At 63.0% G+C, this 23267-nt stretch carries 26 protein-coding genes; 17 read left to right on the top strand and 9 right to left on the bottom strand.

Going from position 1 to position 23267, the window contains the following annotated elements:
• Window positions 1–136 precede the first annotated feature (136 nt).
• Genes AV929_RS19810 through AV929_RS19800 form a run of 3 tightly spaced genes read left to right on the top strand, consistent with a single transcriptional unit; the run spans window position 137 to window position 2144 of the window.
• Window positions 137–373, top strand: coding sequence for a sulfurtransferase TusA family protein (locus AV929_RS19810; protein ID WP_008311828.1), 237 nt, complete (start codon window positions 137–139; stop codon window positions 371–373).
• On the top strand, window positions 370–1515 hold the full coding sequence (locus tag AV929_RS19805; RefSeq protein ID WP_014031059.1) for an NAD(P)/FAD-dependent oxidoreductase: 1146 nt from the start codon (window positions 370–372) through the stop codon (window positions 1513–1515). Before AV929_RS19810 ends, AV929_RS19805 begins: the two co-directional genes overlap by 4 nt.
• Window positions 1516–1517: 2 nt before the next feature.
• On the top strand, window positions 1518–2144 hold the full coding sequence (locus tag AV929_RS19800; RefSeq protein WP_064289080.1) for a DUF1641 domain-containing protein: 627 nt from the start codon (window positions 1518–1520) through the stop codon (window positions 2142–2144).
• Window positions 2145–2180: 36 nt separating this feature from the next.
• Here the strand turns inward: AV929_RS19800 and AV929_RS19795 are convergent, their stop codons facing one another.
• Both AV929_RS19795 and AV929_RS19790 read right to left on the bottom strand, forming a co-directional pair.
• On the bottom strand, window positions 2181–2753 hold the full coding sequence (locus AV929_RS19795) for a DsrE/DsrF/DrsH-like family protein (RefSeq protein ID WP_064289079.1): 573 nt from the start codon (window positions 2751–2753) through the stop codon (window positions 2181–2183).
• A 2-nt stretch (window positions 2754–2755) separates the two neighbouring features.
• A complete protein-coding gene (locus tag AV929_RS19790) occupies window positions 2756–3001 on the bottom strand; it encodes a sulfurtransferase TusA family protein (RefSeq protein WP_014031056.1) in 246 nt (81 codons plus the stop codon).
• 248 nt (window positions 3002–3249) lie between these two features.
• Here AV929_RS19790 and AV929_RS19785 point away from each other — a divergent pair, with 248 nt between their 5' ends.
• The 8 genes from AV929_RS19785 to AV929_RS19750 all read left to right on the top strand — a co-directional run bounded on the left by AV929_RS19785 (window position 3250) and on the right by AV929_RS19750 (window position 9629).
• Window positions 3250–4491, top strand: a complete 1242-nt coding sequence (locus AV929_RS19785) for an MBL fold metallo-hydrolase (RefSeq protein WP_064289078.1) — start codon at window positions 3250–3252, stop codon at window positions 4489–4491.
• 8 nt (window positions 4492–4499) lie between these two features.
• Entirely contained in the window at window positions 4500–4991 is a 492-nt protein-coding gene (locus tag AV929_RS19780) for a YeeE/YedE family protein (RefSeq protein ID WP_014031054.1), read from the top strand.
• A 67-nt stretch (window positions 4992–5058) separates the two neighbouring features.
• Window positions 5059–5520, top strand: coding sequence for a YeeE/YedE family protein (locus tag AV929_RS19775; protein WP_014031053.1), 462 nt, complete (start codon window positions 5059–5061; stop codon window positions 5518–5520).
• A gap of 143 nt (window positions 5521–5663) precedes the next feature.
• Window positions 5664–6068 (top strand): helix-turn-helix domain-containing protein, encoded by a 405-nt coding sequence (locus AV929_RS19770; RefSeq protein ID WP_014031052.1) that lies wholly within the window; start codon window positions 5664–5666, stop codon window positions 6066–6068.
• A gap of 162 nt (window positions 6069–6230) precedes the next feature.
• Window positions 6231–6590, top strand: a complete 360-nt coding sequence (gene trxA / locus AV929_RS19765; protein ID WP_064289077.1) for a thioredoxin — start codon at window positions 6231–6233, stop codon at window positions 6588–6590.
• A 141-nt stretch (window positions 6591–6731) separates the two neighbouring features.
• A complete protein-coding gene (locus AV929_RS19760; RefSeq protein ID WP_014031050.1) occupies window positions 6732–7088 on the top strand; it encodes a DsrE family protein in 357 nt (118 codons plus the stop codon).
• 150 nt (window positions 7089–7238) lie between these two features.
• Window positions 7239–8024: a sulfite exporter TauE/SafE family protein gene (locus tag AV929_RS19755; protein WP_014031049.1), complete on the top strand. Its 786-nt coding sequence runs from the start codon at window positions 7239–7241 to the stop codon at window positions 8022–8024.
• A 180-nt stretch (window positions 8025–8204) separates the two neighbouring features.
• A complete protein-coding gene (locus AV929_RS19750; protein ID WP_050007595.1) occupies window positions 8205–9629 on the top strand; it encodes an FAD-dependent oxidoreductase in 1425 nt (474 codons plus the stop codon).
• A gap of 15 nt (window positions 9630–9644) precedes the next feature.
• Here AV929_RS19750 and AV929_RS19745 read toward each other — a convergent pair whose 3' ends face one another.
• The 4 genes from AV929_RS19745 to AV929_RS19730 form a co-directional block, all read right to left on the bottom strand.
• Window positions 9645–12230: a calcium-translocating P-type ATPase, PMCA-type gene (locus AV929_RS19745; RefSeq protein ID WP_064289076.1), complete on the bottom strand. Its 2586-nt coding sequence runs from the start codon at window positions 12228–12230 to the stop codon at window positions 9645–9647.
• A gap of 89 nt (window positions 12231–12319) precedes the next feature.
• A complete protein-coding gene (locus tag AV929_RS19740; protein ID WP_014031046.1) occupies window positions 12320–12754 on the bottom strand; it encodes a pyridoxamine 5'-phosphate oxidase family protein in 435 nt (144 codons plus the stop codon).
• Between the two features lie 126 nt (window positions 12755–12880).
• Complete coding sequence (locus AV929_RS19735) at window positions 12881–13783, bottom strand: universal stress protein (RefSeq protein ID WP_064289075.1); 903 nt, start codon at window positions 13781–13783, stop codon at window positions 12881–12883.
• Window positions 13784–14002: 219 nt separating this feature from the next.
• Window positions 14003–14485 (bottom strand): DUF2267 domain-containing protein, encoded by a 483-nt coding sequence (locus AV929_RS19730; protein ID WP_014031044.1) that lies wholly within the window; start codon window positions 14483–14485, stop codon window positions 14003–14005.
• 223 nt (window positions 14486–14708) lie between these two features.
• Here AV929_RS19730 and AV929_RS19725 point away from each other — a divergent pair, with 223 nt between their 5' ends.
• From AV929_RS19725 to AV929_RS19705, 5 genes are all read left to right on the top strand, one after another.
• Window positions 14709–15188, top strand: coding sequence for a pyridoxamine 5'-phosphate oxidase family protein (locus AV929_RS19725; protein ID WP_014031043.1), 480 nt, complete (start codon window positions 14709–14711; stop codon window positions 15186–15188).
• A gap of 170 nt (window positions 15189–15358) precedes the next feature.
• Window positions 15359–15781 carry a universal stress protein gene (locus tag AV929_RS19720; RefSeq protein ID WP_008311793.1) on the top strand — a complete coding sequence of 141 codons (423 nt, stop codon included), beginning with the start codon at window positions 15359–15361 and terminating at the stop codon, window positions 15779–15781.
• A 187-nt stretch (window positions 15782–15968) separates the two neighbouring features.
• Complete coding sequence (locus tag AV929_RS19715) at window positions 15969–16244, top strand: hypothetical protein (RefSeq protein ID WP_004595131.1); 276 nt, start codon at window positions 15969–15971, stop codon at window positions 16242–16244.
• A 58-nt stretch (window positions 16245–16302) separates the two neighbouring features.
• Window positions 16303–16863 carry a nitrous oxide reductase accessory protein NosL gene (locus AV929_RS19710; RefSeq protein ID WP_050038368.1) on the top strand — a complete coding sequence of 187 codons (561 nt, stop codon included), beginning with the start codon at window positions 16303–16305 and terminating at the stop codon, window positions 16861–16863.
• Between the two features lie 70 nt (window positions 16864–16933).
• Window positions 16934–17461, top strand: coding sequence for a helix-turn-helix domain-containing protein (locus tag AV929_RS19705; RefSeq protein WP_050038369.1), 528 nt, complete (start codon window positions 16934–16936; stop codon window positions 17459–17461).
• A 2-nt stretch (window positions 17462–17463) separates the two neighbouring features.
• Here the strand turns inward: AV929_RS19705 and AV929_RS19700 are convergent, their stop codons facing one another.
• Genes AV929_RS19700 through AV929_RS19690 form a run of 3 tightly spaced genes read right to left on the bottom strand, consistent with a single transcriptional unit; the run spans window position 17464 to window position 20908 of the window.
• Entirely contained in the window at window positions 17464–18276 is an 813-nt protein-coding gene (locus AV929_RS19700; protein ID WP_064289074.1) for an ABC transporter permease, read from the bottom strand.
• Window positions 18273–18998, bottom strand: a complete 726-nt coding sequence (locus tag AV929_RS19695; RefSeq protein WP_050038371.1) for an ABC transporter ATP-binding protein — start codon at window positions 18996–18998, stop codon at window positions 18273–18275. The genes AV929_RS19700 and AV929_RS19695 overlap by 4 nt, the downstream gene beginning before the upstream one ends.
• Window positions 18995–20908: a NosD domain-containing protein gene (locus AV929_RS19690; protein ID WP_064289073.1), complete on the bottom strand. Its 1914-nt coding sequence runs from the start codon at window positions 20906–20908 to the stop codon at window positions 18995–18997. Before AV929_RS19690 ends, AV929_RS19695 begins: the two co-directional genes overlap by 4 nt.
• A gap of 204 nt (window positions 20909–21112) precedes the next feature.
• On the opposite strand from AV929_RS19690, the gene fdhF reads away from it, so the two are divergent.
• The gene (gene fdhF / locus AV929_RS19685; protein WP_064289072.1) at window positions 21113–23164 is read left to right on the top strand and encodes a formate dehydrogenase subunit alpha; all 2052 of its coding nucleotides are present in this window, start codon (window positions 21113–21115) and stop codon (window positions 23162–23164) included.
• Window positions 23165–23267: the final 103 nt, after the last annotated feature.

Genomic DNA, 23267 nt, shown 5'->3' with positions numbered 1-23267 from the left:
CGCTCCCGGCGGTTCCGTACTCGCCGTACGATCGATACGCTTGCTCCACTGCGCCGGACTCATCTGTTTTCATAATCTTGGAATTTACGCACAATACTAATACAGGTGAGCTCCAACTACCTCCTGTGAGACTCCCATGACTGACATCGAACCCGACGAAACCGTCGACGCCCGAGGCGCGGCCTGTCCCGGTCCGCTGATGGACCTCATCGGACAGATCCGAGATGCCGAAGCTGGTGACGTGGTTCGGCTCCTGAGCGACACCGACCAGTCGCTCACCGACGTTCCGGAGTGGGCCGAAGAGGCCGGCAACGAACTGCTCGCTATCGAGGAGCTCGACGACCACAACGCGTTCTACGTGGAGAAAGCATGACCGAGCACGTCGTCATCGTCGGTGGTGGGACCGGTGGCACCGTCCTCGCGAACGACCTCGCCGACCGACTGGACGTCGAGCTTGCCGCCGACGACGTCCGAATCACGCTGATCAACGACGGACCTGACCACGTATATAAGCCGGTCTGGCTGTACGTGCCGTTCGGACAACGCGAACCGGCAGACGGTCGGCGACCGCTCGACGAGCTCGTCGACGACGCCGTCGACCTTCGAATCGACCGCGTGACCGCAATCGACACCGAAGCCCAGCGACTGCGGTTCAACGGCACCGCTCCGGCAGTCGACTACGACTACCTCGTGCTGGCGACCGGGTCGACGCTAGAGCCCGAACGGATACCCGGCCTCGCGGACGGTGGGCACGATTACTACAGCGAGTCGGGCTCGACCGCCCTCCGTGACGAACTGCTTGGGTTCACCGAGGGGCACCTCGTGTTGAGCGTCATCGGGTCGCCCCACATGTGCCCGGCGGCACCACTGGAGTTCGTCTTCATGGCCGACGACTGGCTCCGCGAGCGCGGGCTCCGCGACGACGTCGACATCACCTACACATACCCGATCCAGCGCGTCCACGGCAACCCCCATATCGCCGAATGGGCCCGACCGATTATGGACGAACGCGGCATCGAGGTCGAGACGTTCTTCAACGCCGAGGAAGTCGACCCGGATTCGGAGACGCTCACCTCGATGGAGGGGACCGACCTCGACTACGACCTCCTCGTGACGATTCCGCCCCACGGCGGTATCGACCTCATCGAAGAGGCGGGGCTCGGCGACGACGGGTGGGTCGACGTCGACAAGCACACGCTCGAAGCCGAAGCCGCCGAGAACGTCTACGCGCTCGGCGATACCGCCGATACCGGCGTCCCGAACGCTGGGAGCGTCGCCCACTACCAGGCCGGCGTCGTCGGGCAGCGCCTCGCCAGTGAAATCCGCGGCCGTCCGGCAACAGCGACCTACGACGGGAAGACGCTGTGTTTCATCGAAACGGGGATGGACGCGGCGTCGTTCGTCGAGTTCGACTACGAGAACCAGCCGTCGCCGGCGCCGCCCTCGGAGAAACTCCACTGGTCGAAGCTGGCGTACAACGAGTCCTACTGGCTCACCGCACGGGGGTTGCTCTGACCATGTCCGGAGAAGAGGTTTCCGAGCAGACCGACCTCGAAGCGGCAATCCAGCAGAATCCCGAGGCCGTCGCGGAGTTCGTCGAACACCTCAACGCCGTCAACGAGTTGCTGGACGTGCTCTCGCTGGGCGAGAGTGCGCTCTCCGACGAGATGGTGCGTGAGCTCTCGGCCACCGGCTCGACGCTCGCCGAGTCCGCAGACGGGCTTGCGACCGACGAGACCGTCGCCCTGGCCGAGACCGTCGGTGAGAACGGCGACGAGTTGCAGGACGCGCTCGAAACCCTGCTCGTGCTCCAGCGAAGCGGCACGCTCGACGAACTAGCCGAGCTCGCTGAAGTCGGATCGCTGGCAACCGCTGCGCTCGACGACGAAATGGTCACGTCGCTGGCTGGCACCGGTGCCGCGCTCGGCGAAGTCGGACAGACGGCAGCAGACGACGACACCCGCGACGGTATCGAGACGCTACTGGCGGGCCTCGGTGAAGCGGAGCGCGAACCGGCCGAGCCGGTCGGCCCCGTCGGATTGCTTCGCGGGCTACGCGACCCGGACGTTCAGTACGGGCTCGGCTACTTGCTGGCGCTTGCCGGCGCAGTCGGCCGTGAGCGCGCCGAGGAAAAGACAGAATAGTTGTCTGCCGCAGCTAGCTGTGCGCGATTGGTCGTTTCAGACAAGAAGTTGGATGTCGGCGTCGGCCATGTCCTGCAGCGCTGTCGCAGCGCCGACACCGGTGGTAACGCCGTCGTAGAAGTCGGCCTCGTCGTAATCCATCAGGTCGATGGTCATCTGGCAGGCCTGGAACTCCACGCCCATATCGAGGCTCGTCTCCAGCAGCTCCTCAATCGTCGCGGTGTCGTTGTTCGCGATGCGCTTTTCCATCATCTTCGTCGTTACGCGGTCCATGCCGGGAATCGCGGCGACCGCGTTCGGCATCGGCATATTCGGATTCCCGACGGAGCTCAGTTTGAGGTTCTTCGAGCGTTCCTCGTGGAGGATGTCTAGCCCCCAGAACGTGTGGAAGACAGTCACCTCGTACCCGAACGCAGCGGCGGTGCTGGCGAGGATGAGCGGGGGGTACGCCATGTCGAGCGTGCCCTTCGTCGCAATGATGCTCATCTTCTTCGTGTCGTCCTCGCTCGTGGCCTCCGCGAGCGCGTCTTCCAGTTCGTCGACGCGGGCGGCCAGCTCCGCACGCGAGGGCGTGTCGTCGTACGCCGCGTCTGGTGTGTCCGTGCTCATCGTTACTCCGTCTTGCGGACGTAGTGCTTGTACACGTCGTCGCCCTCCTCCTGGTCGACGAGTTCGACGCCCTCAGTACCGGCCGCCCAACCGTCGATGTCGCTCATGCTGCCCGGGTCGGTCGCTAGTACTTCGAGGACGTCACCCTCGGCGAGGTCGTCGGTAGCCGACTTCGTCTTCACCACTGGCATGGGACACGATGCACCTTTCACGTCGAGCGTCTCCGCGATATCGAATTCAGCGTTCATTGGTTATTCGCTCCGTTGAGTTGTCTTGGAGCTAACGCACAATACCGCCCGGTCAAGTAAAAGATTGTCGATTCTTGTGAGTTCAGCAAACAACTACTCACCTAATTTCCGGCCTCAAATGCCCTATTATGCTAATTCAGGCCATATTTTATTTACTCGTGGGTCTGTTTGGCCGATAGTATTGTTTAGAATGTGGATTACTATGCAAATGCTTTTGTGCGTCCGCCCGGTAGAAACGAGTGCACAAAATGAACGCTGACGACTTTCCGACGCCAGACGTCGACGTGGAAACGACCGATCCGGAATCGCTCAAAGACCGCATTGACGCTGGTGAAGACGTGACGCTTCTCGACGCGCGTATGCAATCAGACTACGACGAGTGGCGCATCGACGGCGAAAACGTCACCTCGCTCAACATCCCGTACTTCGAGTTCCTTGAGGACGACATCGACGGCGACGTCCTCGCTCAGATCCCCGACGACCACGAAGTGACCGTCCTGTGTGCGAAAGGCGGCGCAAGCGAGTACGTCGCGGGCACGCTCGCAGAACACGGCTACGACGTCAACCATCTCGAAGACGGCATGAACGGGTGGGCGAGCATCTACGAGGCCGTCGAGGTCGAACGCTACGACGGCGCCGGCACACTCCTGCAGTACCAGCGCCCGTCCTCCGGCTGTCTGGCCTATCTCCTTTACGACGACGGCGAAGCCGCCATCATCGACCCGCTGCGGGCGTTCACCGACCGGTATCTCGATGACGCCGCTGAACTCGGTGTCGAACTCAAGTATGCACTCGATACGCACATCCACGCCGACCACATCTCCGGCGTTCGCGACCTCGACGCAGAAGGCGTCGAGGGCGTCATTCCAGAGGCCGCCGTCGACCGCGGCGTCACCTACGCCGCGGAGCAAGGCTCCACGGGCCCTGCCTCGCAAGCTCGGCAGGACACCGACGACCTGTCGACTGCCGAAGACGGCGACACGTTTCAGGTCGGCGACGCGACTATCGAGACAGTCTCCACGCCCGGCCACACGACCGGGATGACCTCCTATCTCGTCGACGGGAGCCTGCTCGCGACCGGTGACGGGCTCTTCATCGAGAGCGTCGCTCGCCCCGACCTCGAAGAGGGCGACGAGGGCGCGCCCGAAGCCGCGCGTATGCTCTACGAGTCCCTTCAAGAGCGTGTGCTAACACTGCCTGATGGCACGCTTATCGGCGGCGCGCACTTCAGCGACGCGGCCGAACCCGCAGAGGACAGTACATTTACCGCCCCAATCAGTGCGCTCGTCGAAGAGATGGACGCGCTCACCATGGACGAGGACGCGTTCGTCGAGCTCGTCCTCTCGGATATGCCGCCGCGGCCGGCCAACTACGAGGAGATCATCGCGACGAACCTCGGGCAGAACGCCGTCGACGACGAGGAAGCGTTCACGCTGGAACTCGGGCCGAATAACTGCGCCGCTAGCCAGGAATCCCTTGCGGGTGACTAACGACGCCAATGGTGATTGAGGCACTCCCACTGCAGGCAACCGCCGAACTGTTTCCGAACGGCATCAGTCGCTACGCCGTCGGTGGCTTGCTGGTGGGGCTTGGGACTGTCGTCATCTACCTCGGAACCGGCATCAGCGCCGGCGCGAGCACGTTTCTGGAGTCGACGCTGTCGTACGTCTCGGACCGGTCCCGGTTCCAGCAGTATGTCAGCTCCCGTGACTGGCGTGTCGTGTTCACGCTCGGCATTATCCTCGGGGCGGCCGTGTACGCGGTCGTCTATCAGGGCGGCGCGTGGACCACGGACGTCCAGCCGTGGCGACTCCTCCTCGGCGGGGTATTCGTCGGTATCGGGACGCGCGTCGGCAAGGGCTGTACGTCAGGCCACGGCGTCTGTGGCGTCGGCTCCGCGTCGAAAACGTCGATAGCCGGCGTCCTGACGTTCCTCGCCGTCGCCATCATCACTGCACAACTGGTTTCGGCACTGGGGGTGAGTCCGTGAGCGGCGAGACACGAGCGGAACGAGAGTCTCGAAGCGAGCGACCGGGAGCGGCCGGAGGGAGCGACACATGAGTGACGACCGCCACCCCGCGTTCATGCCGCTGATTCTCGTCGGCGGGCTCATCTTCGGGTTCGGACTCGCGTACAGCCACATGGCGCGCCCGGAAGTCGTTCTGGATTTCCTCCAGTTCGAGGACTTCGGGCTGGTGTTCGTGATGTTCGGCGGCGCTGCCGTGACAGGGGTGGCCTTCGTTCTCGGACCCCGCCTCCTCGGCCGCGCGCCGCTGACCGGCGACACCTTCGAACGGCGTCTGAAGTCCTTCGACCGGAACGTCCTGGTCGGCGGTGCAATCTTCGGCGTCGGGTGGGGACTGTCCGGTATCTGTCCGGGGGCCGCCTACGCGAGCCTCGGTATCGGCAACGTCACCATCCTCTGGGCGCTCGCCGGGATGTTTCTCGGCGCATATCTCCAAGGCTACTGGCGAACCCGGAGCGAGACCAGCGATACAGCCGCGACGGGCGCAGACTAACAGTTCGCAGGCATGTGTGTCGGCTGTGAGGTGAACGGCCTTGACCACCCATCCGAGGGCAGTTTTTGCCGGATCGTGCGTGCATTTGTGCGAACCGTACACAAGTCTTATATCTGGGTAGTAACTACAGAGAGGTGATAACGATGCCAGATTCGATGTCTGAACAGCTCCGTCGAGATATGCAGTGCGAAGGACTGCTGGAGTGTTTCCACGGGCTCAAAGAACTCGACAAGGAGTGCTTTCGGGCGCTCGTCGAGGCCGAGGAACCACTGACCGTCGACGAACTCGCCGAGGCAGTCGACCGCGAGCGCTCGACCGCGTATCGCGCCGTCCAGCGACTCCTCCAGACGGGCTTTATCGAGAAAGACCAGATCAACTACGACCAGGGCGGCTACTACCACGTCTACTCGCCGACGGATCCGTCCCAGATAGCAGACGAGATGCAGCGCATGCTCAACGACTGGTACGCGAAGATGGGCCAACTGATTCAGGAGTTCGAGAACAAGTACGAACAGTCCGAGTCCTCGGCCCCGACTGTCGAAAGCTAACGCCGCCGTCTTCTCTCTATTACACTCTGTCGCTCACGAGCCGAGCCGATTTCTGCGCCTGCACGAATAGACATCCCGCTACCATTGGCTTGCGAAGAGTGGTTCATAGTATTGTACATTTTGTGCAAACTCTTATTTGTCGCTGCCGCGTACAGTCTATTGATGGCAACTGATACTGCATCCGACGCCGAGACGACCGCGACGGACGAACCGCTTCACATCGACGGAACGGACCATCTCGACGATGTCGTCGACAAGCACGACGTCGTCCTCACGGACTTCTATGCCGACTGGTGTGGCCCGTGCCAGATGCTCGAACCGATCGTCGAGACGCTGGCCGCAGAGACCACCGCGACCGTCGCCAAAGTCGATGTCGACGCTAACCAGCAACTCGCACAGTCCTACGGCGTCCGTGGCGTTCCAACACTCATCCTGTTCGCCGATGGGGAGCAGGTAGAAGAAGTCGTCGGCCTCGAAGGCGAAGAAGCGCTCAGAGCGCTCATCGAATCATACGCGGAATAAGGCCACGCCTGTAGACGACATCCTGTATATCGACGTATTCACTGCCCGATTGGCACTGGTTGATAAACACTTGGTGCGAGTTCAGCGCCGTCGCACGCACCCACTCATAATATATTAGCGAGAGCGCTATTACGCCACGTAATGACGAAAGCAGCCGTCATCATCCTCGCAGGGACAGAGGGACACGAGAATCTCGGCCGACTCGCAAACGGCCTCGAAGCAGCAACGGAGTTCGCGGAAAACGACGAGGACGACCTCGAACTCATCTTCGACGGGGCCGGAACACAGTGGATTCCGGAACTCGAAGACGAGGACAGCGACTACCATGAACTGTACCAGACCGTCAAAGAGGATACGGCCGTCTGTGACTACTGTTCCGGTGCATTCGGCGTCGAAGACGCCGTCGCCGACTCCGGACTCGTCACGCTGGACGAGCACGACGGCCACCCGAGCATTCGCTCGCTCGTCGACGACGACTACGAAGTTATCACGTTCTGATCCCGACAGCGGGGCGGTCACGTTCGACCCCACTGTAGTGAAACACGACGCGGCTTTATCCAGGGCCGTGTGATTACTTCACAAGAACCACTGCCCAGCCCGAAGTCGGTTACGGGCCGCTGTGGGCGTCGCACAGGACCCTGATACCATATGATTCTGCCAGTCTCGTGGACGATGGTCGTGATAGTGACGGCTATCGTCCTCGTCGCCGGGGCGACAAACGGGCTTGCTGGCTTCGGCTTCGCCGTCGTCGGGACGATGGCGCTTGCGACGGTCATCGACCCGGCGACAGCCGTCGTGTTCATGATTCTCCCCATTCTCGCGGTGAACGTTTCACTGGTTCGGGACCTCTCACGGCGTGAACTGCGTACCTGTAGCCAGCGGTTCGGACCGCTTATCGCTGCGGCGCTTGTCGGGACTGTTGTCGGGATGGCTGTACTCGACAGGCTCCCGGAAGCGCCGCTCCGTGTCGGACTCGGCCTGCTGACCCTGGGGTTTGTGGCGACCGCCCAGCAGCGGGTGCCGCTTCCCGGATGGGTGTCAGTGGGCAACAGCGACCTCGGGAAGACACCGCTTGCGATGGTCGGCATCGGCGGCGTTTCGGGGGCGCTGTTCGGCGGAACGAACGTCGGCGTCCAGCTCGTCGCGTATCTCCGGAGTTTCGACCTCTCGCACAGCGTGTTCGTCGGCGTCGTCGCGCTGGTGTTTCTGGGACTCAGCGTCACGCGGGTCGCTTTTGCCGGCGTCTTCGGGCTCTATCCCAACGCGGTTGTCGCTGGAACGTCCGTTCTCGCAGCCGTGCCGGCCGTTGCCGGTGTCGCAGTCGGGAAGCGACTCAGAACCGCTGTCAGTGACCGGGTCCGTCGAGCCGCCGTGCTAGCCTTACTATCGATTATCGGCTTCAGACTGGTCGCCAGTGGCCTTGGAGTCGTGTGAAAGTTGGCTCAGCATGTCCTCAACCACGTTCAGCCGTAGATGGTGGTGACGGTCGACCTTGGAGAGGGGACAGACCGACTGGCTGGTTCGAATCCGTCCCGAACACAATCGCTTCCAGTAGCCCACGCAGTTACCCGAACCTCACGCAATCATTAGTACCGCAGCGATACGAGGGTCTGTATGACGGACCCGTTCGTAGTCATCGGTGGCGACGCGGCCGGACTGAGCGCCGCGAGCAAGTTCACCCGAGAGGCACCGGACCGTGACGTGATCGTCTTCGAGAAAGGCGAGTGGGTATCCTATGCCCACTGCGGGACGCCGTATTACGTGAAGGGGACCGTCGAGCGGCTGACGGACCTCCTCTCGCTGTCGCCCGAACAGGCGGCCGAGCGGGGTATCGACCTCCGCCGGAACCACGAAGTCGTCGGCGTCGACACCGACGCCGAGACGGTTGCCGTCGCCCACGACAGCGAGACGTTTAGCCAGCCATATGGCGACCTGCTGGTCGCGACGGGGGCACGCGCGATGACTGGACCGATACCGGGGACAGAACTCGATGGTGCGTTCACGATGCACGGACTTGATTCGGCTGCTTCGGTTCGTGCCGCGCTGTCCGAGCCGGGGGAATTCGCCGTCGATACGAGTATCGAGTACGTCGACACGGCGCTCGTCGAGAAGTACACCGACTGGGAACCACCGGAGCGAGTCGCCATCGTCGGCGGCGGCTACGTCGGCGTCGAGATGGCCGAGGCGTTCCGGGCTCACAACATCGAGACACATCTCTTCCAGCGGTCGGGCCACCTCCTGCCGCCGTTCGGGGAAGCAGTCGGCGAGCGCGTTGCCCGCCAGCTCCGGGAGCAAGGCGTGATACTGCATCTGGACACCGCCGTTGAGGAGATTGTCGGAAACAGAGACGAGCGCGTCACGGCGGTTGCCCATGACGGTGGCACCACCGATGTGGACCTCGCGCTGGTCGGTATCGGCATCAGGCCGAACACGGCCCTCCTCGCGGACACGCCGGTCGACCTTGGCTATTCAGGCGCGGTAGCGGTCGACGAGTACGGGGCGACGAGCGTCAACAGGGTCTACGCCGCCGGGGACTGCGCCGAAGACCGCCACGCCGTGACCGGCGAGCCTGACTGGGTTCCCCTTGGACTGACCGCGAACCGGGCTGGTCGCGCAATCGGGCAGACCGTCGCCGGCGACCCCTCACTTGTCGGCGACATCGCCGGAACAGCTGTCGTGAAGGCGTTCGACCTCGAATGTGGCCGCGTGGGCCTCCTCGACCACGAACAGGCCAGCGCCGCCGGCTTCGACCCGGTGTCGACGACGGTCACGGCTGGGTCCCGGTCAGGGTACTACCCCGGCGGCGACGACACTGACGTGACCCTCGTCGCTGATCGAAATAGTGGTCGCCTGCTGGGCGGCGCACTCGTCGGGGAAGACCGGGCGGCGATACGTATCGACACGCTTGCGACGGCCATCGAGGCAGACATGACTATCGACGAACTCGAACGGCTAGACCTGGCGTACGCCCCACCGTTCAGCCCCGTCTGGGACCCGGTGCTAGTCGCCGCGAAAGTGCTCAATGGACAGCTGGAGTGAGGGCGGCCTGACCCGTTACAGCCGCTTCACACCGCTGGCGACAGCGAGGTACAGTGGTAGGGCGAGTAAGAGGACACCACCAATCAGCCCCCAGTCGGTGAGTCCGAGCGGGACCGTCCCGAAGTAGACGTTGAGCGGGGTGTACAGGACGGCAAGCTGCAGGAGTATCGATCCACCGACTGCGGACGCCAGCCAGCGATTTGAGAGGGTCGGTGTCTCTCGGAGCCAGCGGATCACGTACAGCTTTTCGAATTCGAGGAAGACGAAGCCGGTGAATACCATTGTCATCGCGTAGGGCGTGACTGCGGGTGCGCCGGCAAGCGTGACCAGTAGCAGGCCGAGCATTACCAGTGTCGAGATGACCCCTGTGCCCCCGATGAGGGCGAGCATATCGTGGTCAACGATACCGCGATCCGGGTCCCTAGGCGGTCGCTGCATCACGTCATCGCTTTTGGGGTCGGCCCCGAGCGCAAGCGCTGGCAGACCATCGGTCAGTAGATTGATCCACAGCAACTGGACCGCCGGCAGGACGAGGTAGCCAAACAGTGAGGCGATAAAGACGATGGCGACTTCGGCCACGTTGGCACTCAGCAGGTAACCGACGAACTTCCAGACGTTGTCGAAGATCGCCCGCCCGCGCTCGATCGCCCGTTCAATCGTCGCGTAGTTATCATCCAGCAGGATAACGTCGCTGGCCTGTTTGGCCACGTCAGTTCCGCGGACGCCCATCGCGACGCCGATGTCGGCGTTTTTCAGCGCCGGTGCGTCGTTGACCCCGTCGCCCGTCATTGCGACGGTGTGGCCGTTCGCCTGTAACGCCTGCAGGATCCGGACCTTGTGCTCCGGAGACGTGCGTGCGAACACGTCGACTGTCTCGACGCGGTCTCGGAGCGCTTCTTCGGAGCATTCCTCGACGTCGCGGCCTTCCATCACGCGCTGCCCCAGGCCGAGTTCTCCGGCGATGGCCGCGGCGGTCCGGACGTTGTCGCCGGTTACCATCTTCACGGCCACGCCTGCACGCTCGGTCGCCGCAATCGCGTCGGCGACCTCCTCGCGGGCCGGGTCGATCATGCCGACCAACCCGGCGAAGATCAGGTCGGCACTGACATCGTCGGCCTCGCCAGTGGTGTCGTTCCGTTCTACCACGGAGGTATCCTCAGTGTACGCCACTGCCAGTACCCTGAGCGCGTCGTCAGCGAACGCGCCGACCTGCTCCCTGATCTGCTCGGCTCTGTCGGGCGTCAGGTCCGCCGGCCCGGTATCGGTGAGGACGCGGGAGCACTTCGAGAGGATTACTTCGGGTGCGCCTTTCACGTAGACCGTGTCATCGTGAACAGTGCCCATCCACTTGCGCTCCGACGAGAACGGGATCTCGGCTGTTCTCGGGTGCTCTTCACGGAGGCGTTCGACATCGATACCGGACTCATCAGCCGCCATGACGATGGCCTGCTCCGTCGGGTCCCCCGCTTCGAGCGTCGCATCGCTACACAGTGTCCCGGCGCGGAGCACCGTGGCAACGCGGTCCGGCAGGGGTTCCCCCTCTATTTCGTCACTGTCGACGACAGCGTCGTTGACCCAGACCCGACTGACTGACATTCGCCCCTCGGTCAGCGTCCCGGTCTTGTCGGTGCAGATGACATCGACGGAGCCCAGCGCCTCGACTGCGGGCAAGCGCCGCACGAGAGCGTTCTCGTCGGCCATTTTCCGGACACCGAGGGCCAGCGTTAGCGTCACAACCGCTGGCAGTCCCTCGGGGACCGCGGCCACAGCGAGTGAAATCGCGGTGAGTGCCGCCTGTACCAGTTCGGTCCCCCGGAAGACGAGGAGTGGAACCACGAGGGCAGCAAGTACCATCACGCCGACGCCGAGCGTCCGGCCCAGCGTGTCGAGTTCAGTCTGTAGCGGTGTGTCAGTTTCCTCCGTTCCTGCGAGTTGGCGGGCGATGGCTCCGACCTCAGTGTCCATCCCGGTCGCCGTGAGGACGGCAACACCCGAACCGCGCGTGACGTTCGTGCCCTTGTACACCATCGGTTCTCGCTCCGCGAGCGGCGCGTCGGCGTCGACCGGGTCGGTTCCCTTCGAGACCGGCGTGCTCTCTCCAGTGAGCGCCGCTTCGTCGACCTCCAGAGACCGACAGTCGATCAGTCGACCGTCGGCCGGAACGACGTCGCCACTTTCCAGTTCGATAACGTCGCCCGGAACGAGTTCGGTCGCGTCGACCTCGACGGACTGCCCATCGCGTCTGACTGTCGCGGTTGGGGCGGTCAGTTCCCGCAAGGATTCGAGCGTCCCCTCTGCGCGGTAGTCCTGGACGAAGCCGAACAGGCCGTTCCCGACCACGATCACGGCTATCAGGACTGCGTCGACAGCGTGTCCCGCCCACACGGACAGTATCGCGGCCGCAACGAGAACCCAGATAAGGGCGCTGTCGAACTGGGCGATAGCGATGTCGAGTGGTGTCCGTTTGCTCCCCTGCGTGATCTCGTTCTCGCCGTGTCTGTCACGCCGCGTTCGGGCTTCCGACGCCGACAGCCCATCAGACTCGCTGTCGAGCCCCGAAATGACGTCGGCAGTCGGTTGTGTGTGGGCGGCTTCGGACATGGAGGGTGATCTGCCGCTATGTTGATATGAGTTCCCTTATCCAGTACAGTGGTTCTTCTTCGAGTCGGTACTGCGGAGAACCGTCCGCCCTAGGATTCGGTCCGTCCGGTTAGCTCATTCGGTACGAGGCGGTAGAATTCGAAGTCAACCTCGCGGAGGGGGCGTTCGAAGATGTCGACCATGGGCATATCGACGTGTTCCAGTCCTTCCAGTGTTTCCGTCTCGATTCCCTCCCGTTCGACGTCTTCGAGCCGACCGTTCGCGACCACGCTTTGCCATCCCGAATCCGTCTCGTCATAAGTCACGAACGTCGCCGCGCGGTCGTCGAGTTCGCCCTTCGACCGCTCTACACCGACCGCTAGCCGGAAGTAAAATGTGGTGGTGGGCGCGTCGTACCCGTACGAAACCGGGACTGAATGCGGGGGCGCGTCGCCGGCGGCGAGCGAAAGGATGCCCGTCCCCCCGTTGTCCAGAAACGCGTCCCGTTCCTCGTCCGTCATCGTAACCGGGTTGTCCGCAGCCATAGGTAGTGTCACGACAGGAACAGTAATAAGTGCATGGTCGTGTCGGTCTGACTGCCGCCTCGCCGGGGACACGACGGGCCCCGCACGCAGTCGGACGCTGACAGACAGGAAGACGCGTGCCTGTCTTCAGGCTTCGTCACCGCGCTGGTCTCGGGCGTTGACTGCGAGGACAGGCATATCGGCGTGTCTGATGATCCGTTCTGTCGTACTTCCCACGAGGAACCGATTGAGACCGGTCCGACCGGCCGTCCCCATGGCGATCAGATCGATGTCGTTCTCGTCAGCGTACTCAAGGATATCTGCCGCCGGGAATCCACTGACGACTCGTGTGACAGTTTCCACTCCGGATTCGCGTGCCCGTGCCGCAATCCGCTCTGTCACTTTCTCCCCTTGCGACTCCAGGGACTCGATCAGGTCTTTCGGTAGCGTGTATTCGGAGCCGGTTGCGATATTGCTGAGATTGACGACGTTCAGGGCATGAACGCGGGCATCGAACTGCGCCGCAATCTCGCATGCGGGCTCGATTGCGGCCGCTGCGGGCGCGCTTCCATCCGTCGGGACAAGGATATCGTCGTAGGGAGCGGTGTCGCGACTCCGGTCGGTTGCGCGCACGGTGAGAACAAGGACGTCAGCCTGCCGAACGACGCTCTCTGTCACGCTCCCGGCGAGATATCGCCCGACGCCTGTGCGGCCGTGCGTTCCCATCGCAATCAGTTCCACATCGTGGTCGTCGCGGTATGCGCAAATCTCGTCAACTGGATCTCCCTTGCGGATAGTCGTCTGTATCGCTCCGGCGGCGTCCACCGCGTCCGTGATAGCCGCGACTGTGTCTTCGGCGTCGGCCGTCATGCGGTCGAGTGTCTCGTCTTCGAGATCGTCGCCGTTGAACGGCCCGCCTGCTGTTCGCGTATCGATGACAGCGATGACGTGCAGGCTCGCGCCGAATGCACGGGCCAGCGCTGCCCCGTGCTCGGCGGCCCGGGTCGCGTGTTCGCTGCCGTCAGTCGGGACCAGTATTGAATCGAACATTGCTGTGTTTACGAATTGTTGCTGTCAGTAAATAAACTGTAGTCGCGATTCTCACACTATTAGAAATCCGGCGGCTGAGATCGGCGTCTCGAATAGTTAGACTGCGTTGCCAGCAGTCCTCGCCGGACACCCCCAAAGTATGAGGGGAGAGCGTAACAATCGTACAGTTATTACCATATTATGTCAAGGCATATTCGTTTGAAAACGACATGAGAGCTGCTACTGATTGTCCCACTGAGGGGCTTCAGCAGACTTTTGTGGACCACCGCCGGTTTGCGCCTCTTCCGCCTCGCCCCAGCCACCGGCATCGACTATGCTGAAGAGTTCGCGCCAGTTTTCTTCGTCCGCACTTTCGGGGAGTTGGCCGCGGAGGTCCTGAAAATCGGCGGCCGGGACCGCCGTATGCATCAGGTCAACAACGACGCGTGCGTGGTACGCTGCGTCCGACGGTTCAACGCCTTCTATTTCGGCGACACGGTCGACGAACTCCGTCCAGTCAAACCGCTGCCCGTGGTCGCGGACGGCGCCGGTCATATACCACTTGATTTCCATCGGGAGGGAGGCAGCGAAGTCCGCGGCGTTCTCCGCGGGTATGCGCTGTCCCAGGGGTAGCAGTGTCGCGCGGGTCGCCCGAACGGCCTCACCAGTACCGGGTAGTTCAAGCCTGTGCTGTATCTCGCCGGTGAACTCATCGAAGTCCATGTACTCTTGTTGGCAGTGCAACAATATAGCGTCCGGTGGGACTTCTCACTGGCTGAAAACCAGCAGGCATACGTACTACCGTCCGACGAGTATCGGCAGATTTCATAGATATAACAGTATCTGTGCCGTATTGTGAACAGCCACACCCTCTGAGAAGTCCGCTCTACTTTTTTTAGCGTGGGGTTGCATTCGTGATACGTAACTGGATGATCAGACGCGACCTATGACACTCGACCAATTAGAAGAGTACGGACTCGAACAGATGGACGACGAAGCGATTCGGGAATTCCTCGCCACACACTCGACCGGAGTCTTGGGGCTGCCGACGACAGACGTCCCGTACCTGCTACCACTATCGTACGGCTTTGACGACGGAGCCTGCCTCTATTTCACCTACCTCCTCGGCGAATCGAGCCGGAAAGCGGAACTGACTGAGCGAGCCGGCCGTGGCCGGTTTCTCGTCTACGACATCGACACCGCGTTCGAGTGGCAGAGCGTGATGCTCGCCGGCGATATCAGCAGTGTGCCTGAGGACGACTGGTCGGATATCACGGCGATGACACAGAACGCCTGGCGACCCAACACGCTCCAGACTGCCACCACCTCCGGCGGAGTCGCACTCTACGAGTTCGAGATAACGGATCTTGCCGGGATCCGACAGACCGGACTGGCACCCGACTTCCGGGAGAACATCGAACCGTGATTGCCACCGACTTTGGACGGGAATGACGTTTTAGCCGTTGTAAATACGATACGCGACACCTCCAAAAATCGAACGGATCGATATGTGGACGGGTACCCAATACAACAATAGATTATTAGCTTTTGATAATGGTCAGCGGATTGAAATAGGAAGCGGTGCATTCTTTTAGTATGTACGACACGATTGTGGTCGCGACCGACGGCAGTGCTGACGCGAACCGCGCAGCGACACACGCGCTCGAACAGGCCGAGCAACACGGTGCCGAGCTTCACGCCGTCTTTGTTGTCGATACGGACCGACACGCCGAGCCAGCCCTCAGTAGTATGGAACTGGAGACCATCGAAATCGAGGAATGGGGGAACGATGAACTCGCAGAGGTCGCCGAGAGGGGTGACGCGCTCGGCGTCGAGGTCACCACTCGCTGCTGTCACGGGAAACCGTACGTGGAGATCATCAGCTATGCCGACGAGGTCGACGCCGACCTGATCGTGCTCGGATACCACGGCCATTCTCACACGAAAACTGGCCAAATGGGAAGCGTGACCGACCGAGTCGTCCAGAACGCGGGACGACCGGTGCTGGTGGCTACCTGAGAGAGTTACACAGAGACCCTTTCAAACGGTCATACACCGGCGGAACTGTCTCAGAGCACTCACCTCGGCGTCAGGTACGGGCACAGCTACGACTGCGACCGAAACCGATTCCAGTGTCACCGTCTGATCTATGATCTGAGCGATGCTCCAACCGACGGCTGACTGGATTAGTCCCGGTCAATCCGCAATGTTAATCGCCGTGCTGGGACTCGCTACGCTCGGAACGCTGGCGCTGTTTTTCGTCGCGGCGGCCAGTACACACCGACGCCGGTCGCGGCCGTACGTTCTGTTGACTGTCGCTATCGGGTTGCTGGTCCTTCGGTCCGTGGTCGGCATCGGGACTGTCCTCGGGGCTGTCCCGATGGTAGTACATCACCTCACCGAACACGGGTTCGACTTCCTCATCGCGCTGCTGGTGCTGAGTGCGATCTACTCGGTCGCGCCGCCGAGCGTCCCCGACTGACCGGCGTTTCGACGGTCGCACCACGAACCATTTGGTGTCGTCTAGTGTACTATCTAGTATGTCTGACTATGCACCAGCGCTGACACGCCGGCACTTCATCGTCGGGACCGCGACAGTCGTGTCGCTCTCGGGGTGTCTGGGGACCAGTGAAGAGCTGGAACCGGTCGCCATCGAGAGCGGACAGAACTGTGACCAGTGTGGGATGGTCATCGACCAGCACCCGGGTCCAGTCGGCCAAACGTACTATCAGGACAACACGCCCGAGGGGCACGACCCACCAGCACGGTTCTGCAGTACGACCTGCACGTATCGGCATCGGTTCGCCAAAGAACAGTCGGGGTGGACGCCTGCGGAGACGTTCCTGACCGACTACAGTACAACCGACTACGATGTTCGGACTGATGGGGGCAAGACCATCATCTCCCGGCACTTGGAGTCAGAGGCGTTCGCTTCGACTGAAGAGCTCACAGTCGTCGCAAATTCGGAGATAGAGGGGGCAATGGGACCCGCTATCGTCCCGTTCAGCGACAGCACGGACGCCGAGTCGTTCGCCGAGGAGTACGGCGGCCAGACCCTCCCTGCCGAGGACATAACGCGAGAACTGGTGGGCGGGATGTAGGCGAGTTCCCGCGCAGTGAGAACGTCCGATACCCTGTTGTCCCGGAGGCTGGAAAGCCGTACTGAAGACTATGTCCACGGTTACTGAGCAAGTGCGTTCCCACGTCGAGTCCAAACCGGGGGTCCATTTCAACGCGCTTGCGGCAGATCTCGATATCGCGACTGGGCAGGCACAGTATCACCTGCGGAAACTGCGTCGTGCCGGCGACGTGGTTGCCGAGGAAATCCAGGGCAAGACGCACTATTACAGCCGGGAGTACGACCCCTGGGAGCGACGTGTGCTCGCGTTTGCCCGGCGCGAGACTGCGCGCACGATTCTCCTGCATCTGCTTGAAGCGGAGTCCCTGTCGGCAGACGAACTGACCGACCGGCTGGGAGTCGCCCGGAGTACGGTCTCCTGGCACGTTTCGGCACTGGCCGACGCGGGGATACTCGAAAAGTCGTACGGCGAACGGGGGCGTGTCGTCGTGGCCCTGACCGACCCTGACGAGACACGGCGGCTGCTCGCTGCAGTCCGTCCATCGCTCACGGACCGTCTCATCGACCGGTTCACGCGGCTGGTCGACGGCGGACTCGCGGCCGCAACGGACGACGGCTGAAATCAGGCCGCATCCGTCGCAAGCATCGCCCCCACGAACGTGAGTCCCCACCAGAATAGGAGCGAGAGGGCGGCGACCCACGTCGGGACGAACGCTGACCGGCCCGGAACAGCGACGTACAGGACCTGATCGAACACGAGTCCGCGATACGCACCCGCCGGAGTCATGGAGAGCGCGCCGCCGAGTGTGCCCGTCGTGACGCCGGTGTCGAGCGCTGCAAACACCGCGAGGTCACTGCCGACGGTGAGGACAAGCAGCCCGGCGAGTGCGAGCACGAGTGCTCGGCCCCGGCTTCGGGCGAGCGCCGACAACAGGAACGCGATAGTCAAGGACGTGAGCGCGTACAGGACCGTCAGTGCGATAAACCGGATGAACAGGAACGGCGAGTCGACGCCGCGATGGCTCGCAAACACCGTTGTCTCCGGTCCCGCGGTCGTCGCCACGTTGACGCCCAGCGCCAGCAGCGGGACGACGACAATGGTGAGCAACAGGAGGGCACGCCCCGCGTACACCCCACCGACGTACGACCACGTCGAGAGCGGGTAGGTGTCGAGGATATCGAGTTCACCCCGGACGGCGGGATCGGCAATCGCACGGTAGCCGACAGCGAAGGCAAGCGTCGGTACGAGGACTTCGACGGCAACGAGTGTATCAACGACGGTGGGAACGTAGCCGCCGGCGGGGCCGCCACCGGCATGAGCGAGCCCGAACAGGACAATCCCCGTGACCAGCCCGAGCGCAAGATAGGTGCGTGTCCTGACCGCACTGCGGACTTCCCGCACGAAAACGGTCCAGAACCGGTTGCCCTCCGTCATGCCTGCTCTCCCTCCGGTGCAGCGATAGTGGCTCGGTCCTGTTCCAGAAGCGCTGTGAACGTCTCGTGGAGCGGCCCGCCGGTCTGTTCTCGCAGAGAGTCAACCGACCCGGTCCGCACGAGGCGGCCGGATTCGAGCACTACCAGTCGATCAGCTGTCTCCTCGACGAGCGGCAGTTCGTGCGAGCAAAGAACCACGGCACGACCGGCGTCGGCAATCGACTCGATGATGTCGAATATCAGTCGGCTCATTGCCGGGTCGAGACCGCTTGCCGGTTCGTCGAGCATCACGATGGGTGGGTCACCGGCCAGTGCCTGTGCGATTCCCAGGAGGCGCGTCATCCCCCCGGAGAGCCCGGACACGGGACGGCCGGCCACTTCTTCGAGGCCGACACGTTCCAGGAGCCGGTCCGGGTCGTCGTCGACGAGGTCCGCGTAGAACGCGGCGGTCTCCCGGACGCTAAAGCCCGGCCGGAAGGTCGGCCGCTGGGGCAGGTAGCCCAACTGTCGTTCGGCCTCCGGCCCGCTGTACGAGACGGTGCCGCTGGTCGGTCGCTCGACGCCCAGAAGCACGCGCAGGAGCGTCGATTTCCCGGACCCGTTCGGGCCGATGAACCCAGTCACGGCGTCGGACGGCACGTCGAGTGACACCTCCGAGACGGCTGTGACATCGCCGTACTTCTTCGTGACCTCGTCCGCCGTGAGGTACGTCTCCCCGGTCATGCTGCCTCCTCCATCGAGGTCTCGTTTCGAAGATGCCTGACGGCCCCGGGGTTAGCAGGGTCTGTCAGGGGTGCCCTGTCGACGATGCTTCCCCGGCGAAAGCCGGGCGTGGTGCCGCGGAGCGCCCGGAGCCCCCGGACACTCGGTGCCGCCCTGAGGACGACCGCAGCGTCGGTCTGGTGGAGACGGCGGTCGACAGAATCGGTGGGCGAGTAGGACTGGGCCAACACCGGGCCAGTCCCGCCAGTGAGATCGTACGCGCCGCTCCAGTAGTTCCCCCTGCCGTCGTGCGTGTACACGCGCAGCGGCCCCGGTCCCGAGACGGCGTGGCGGTCGTTGGCGATGAAATCGTTCTCGGTGACGATGTTCGACGGGACGACCGTCGATGCTCGCACGCCGATGTCGTTCCCGTAGAGCACGTTGTGCTCGTACAGGGACCGGTCGGCGTTTGTCGACATCGCCTGGTCGGTGTCGACTACCACGTTGTGCGCGATATAGCTCCGGGACCCAGCTAACATGACGCCACTGCCGGAGTGGCGCACGTCGTTGCCGACGATGGCGTTGGCCACAGGGTTCGTCATGACGACGACGCCAGCGTACTCCTGTCCCCGGGCGACGTTGTCCGCAACGAGCGACCGGGAGGTGTACATCAGGTGGACGCCGAAGCGATTGTCCCTGAACGTGTTGTTCCGGACAGCGGTCCCGTCGGCCCGGTGGAGGTAGACGCCGTCACGCCCGCCGTTGAACACCGAGTCCTGCACGACAATCGGGCCGTGCATCCCGATAACGCCCATGAACCCGTCTTGCCAGTCTGCCGTCCCGTTGACCGTGACATTCTCGACAACCGCACCGGGTGTCCGCCGCAGAACGACGCCGCTTGCGGGCGTCTCGGCGCTGAGGTTCGCGACGTACAGTCCGGACGCGTTGCGACCGGTAACGGCGGCGTCGCTGTTGCCGTAGGCGGTCGTCACGGTTGCGTCCCAGGCGCTATCGCTGGCGTTCGTCGGATCACCGACCGTCGTGTTTCCGACACCGACGATGTCGAACCCGGTGACACCGACCCGGTCGGCAGTCACGGTCACGACGGTGCCGCTCCCACCCCCGTCGAGCGTCGCTCCGGGGCCGCTGAGGGTGAGTGGCTTGTCTATCGTCACCTGCTCGTCGTAGGTCCCTGCCGGGACGACGACCGTCGTGTTCGGCGGGGCCGCATCGACGGCCGCCTGAACCGTCGGAGCGTCAGTTCCAACTTCGACCGAGACAGGCCGGTTTCGGCGTTCTCGCGCCGCCTGCACAGTGGCATCGGCATTGCTTCGGCGCGGGCCGACCTGCTTTCGGACCGCCGCCGCTTGCTTGAGGTCGAACGAACGAGTCTTGAGCGTCTCCCAGTCGATAATTCGTCCGCCGCACGTCTCCGCGAACGCCGCAGCGTCGTCCCGGTCGGCGAAGGGAACCACCGCCGGACCGGACGGCACCCTCGCTGGCCCGTCGACGACGTAGTGGGCCTGATTGGCCTCGACCCAGTCCGGCGGTGTGGCGGTCCGGAGAGAGCCGTCATCGCCACACCTGACCGGCCGGTCACTGTAATCGGAAACGTACACCACGAGTGGATACCCGAACTGCTGCTCGTGTCCCGGCTCCGTGAGCGCTGTCACAGCCTGACTGAGGCCGACGTAGCCGACGACGTAGCGGTACTGCGAGTAGAAGACTTGCGCGCGCGGGACGCTGATACTCCGATTCCGGGCAATCTGTTCGTCGGCCGCCGTAACACCGCGTTGCACGGTGTTGTCGAACGCCACCGGTTCGGGGCGGGCGCTGGTGGTGTCGACGGCAAACGACGCAGCGAAAACCAGTGTACTGAGAACTACCGCGAGTAGCGCGAAGATTTGCACAGTCGTCAGGGCTGGTCGCATCTACTGATACTACGATCGACATCCCATTACAGTATGTGGTGTGGCTCTCGAAACTGGCGGCGCACCCGCAAGCACGGTCAGCCGCGACAGCCCGAAAACAGGTCTGGCACTGTTCCAAAAGTGAAGTTATTGACACACTAATAAACTCGCACAGGTTTTACCGGTCGGCTACTTGTATCTGCGTTCCGTTTGTTCAAAAGAGTAATGAGTGACAGTCAGGATCAAAACCCCCGGGCCGAGCAGACAGTCTGTCCGTACTGTGGCGTCGGCTGTACGATAGAATATGCAGGCAACGGGAAGGCGACCGGCACAGCGGGGCCAGTGAACACGAAAGGAGAGATCTGTCCCAAGGGCGGAGCCGCGTTCGACGTAGTCGAACACGAGGACCGGCTGACCGAGCCACTGGTCCGGGAGAGCGGTCGTTTCGTCACCGCACCCTGGGAAACCGCCCTATCTCGCGTGGCCAACCGACTCGGGAAAATCATCGACCAGCACGGGCCAGACGCAGTCGAATTCTTCGCCTCGTCGAACTGCACGAACGAGGAGAACTACGTCTTTCAAAAGATTGCGCGGATGCTCGGCACCAACAACGTCGACAACTGTGCTCGCCTCTGTCATTCGTCGACGGTCGCCGCGATGAGCGAGCGCCTCGGTGCCGGGGCGATGACGAACACGCTCGATGACCTCGCCGAAACCGACTGCCTGCTCGTCACCGGGGCGAATCCGGCCGAACAGCACCCTGTCATTTTCCGTTCGTACTTTCTGCCGGCAATTCGAAACGGGGCCACGCTCATCCATATCGACCCGCGCGAAACGGACACGACCGATGCCGCCGACATCCACCTCGATGTCCGTCCCGGATACGACATCCAGCTCCTCAATTCGATGGCGAAAGTCGTCGTTGAGGAGGGACTCGTCGACGAGTCGTTCATCGAGGATCGAACGACCAGCTATACAGATCTGACAGCACATCTCGACGACGCCGACATCGAATCGGGTGCCGACGCAGCCGGTGTTGCCCCGGAAACCGTCCGGGAAGCCGCCAGAGCGTACGCCGAAGCCGACAGGGCGGCGATTGTCACCGGGATGGGGATGAGCCAGCACACGTCCGGGACCGACAACGTGCACGCGCTGTTGAATCTCGCGCTGCTGACCGGCAACGTCGGACGTCCGGGCACCGGCGTGAACCCGCTCCGCGGCCAGAACAACGTCCAGGGAGCCGGCGACGTCGGCGCACTTCCCAGCGTGCTCCCCGGATACGAGCCAGTCACGGACCCGGATGCCCGCCAGCGTGTCGCCGACGAGTGGGGCGTCGAGCCGCCGAGCGAACCCGGCCTGACGGAGACGACTGCGACACACCAGTTCGGTGACGCGGTCAAGGCTGCGGTCGTGTTCGGCGAAAACCCGGCCGTCACGGAACCGAACGCCAGTTCTGTCAGGGCCGGCTTCGATGAACTCGATTTCTGCGTCGTCATAGACCTCTTCGAAACGGCGACCGTCGACCACGCAGACGTCGTGCTTCCGGGGAGCAGTTGGGCGGAGAAAGCGGGGACCGTGACTAACACGGACCGGCGAGTGATGCGGATGCGACCGAACGCTGACCTGCCCGGGAACGCCCGCCGTGACCTCGATATCCTCACGGACCTCGGCCGGCGGCTGGTCGGCCAGTCGGATGCGTTCGACTACGACGGCCCGGAAGCGGTGTTCGAGGAGCTAACGCGGGTCAATCCGCTGTACGCCGGCATGAGTTACGACGGCATCGGAGACAGCTACCAGCGGTGGCCGTTCCCGGCGGACGCCGATTCCGGCACCGACGTTCTCCATGCGGAGACGTTCGCCTCTGGCCAGCAGACGGCACCGCTGCTTCCGGTCTCGCCGTCGCCACCGGCCGATGCCGTCGCCGAGGAACAACTCGTTCTCACGACGGGCCGCGCGCTCCAGCACTTCAACAGCGGCGCACTCACTCGCCGGTCTGAGACGCTCATGCGAATGCGCGGGGAGGACGTCCTCGAAATCCACCCGGACGATGCCGCCGCTCGGAATATCGAGGACGGCGATACTGTCGTCGTCGAAAGCGAGCGCGGCAGAGTGACGGTGTCGGCGGCCGTAACGGCGGCTATTCGGCCCGGGGTCGTGTTCTGCACCTTCCACTATCTGGACCCGCTCGCAAACGCCCTGACCGGCGATGCCCTCGACCCGGTCGCCGAGATTCCCGAGTACAAGCACTCGGCGGTGACGGTGCGGAAGGCAGGGTAGTGCACCGGTGAGAGACTGGTCGTACAGGTGGCCAATTCAAACGGCTTGCGGAGCGTGGTCGATGCGCCCCAGACACCAATAAAACAGTTTCTACGTTTCTCAA

The sequence above is a fragment of the Haloarcula sp. K1 genome (genome assembly GCF_001647155.1).
Classification (GTDB): domain Archaea; phylum Halobacteriota; class Halobacteria; order Halobacteriales; family Haloarculaceae; genus Haloarcula; species Haloarcula hispanica.
The sequence above is the reverse complement of the archived record's forward strand: the minus strand, read 5'-3'. Positions and strand labels throughout refer to the sequence as shown.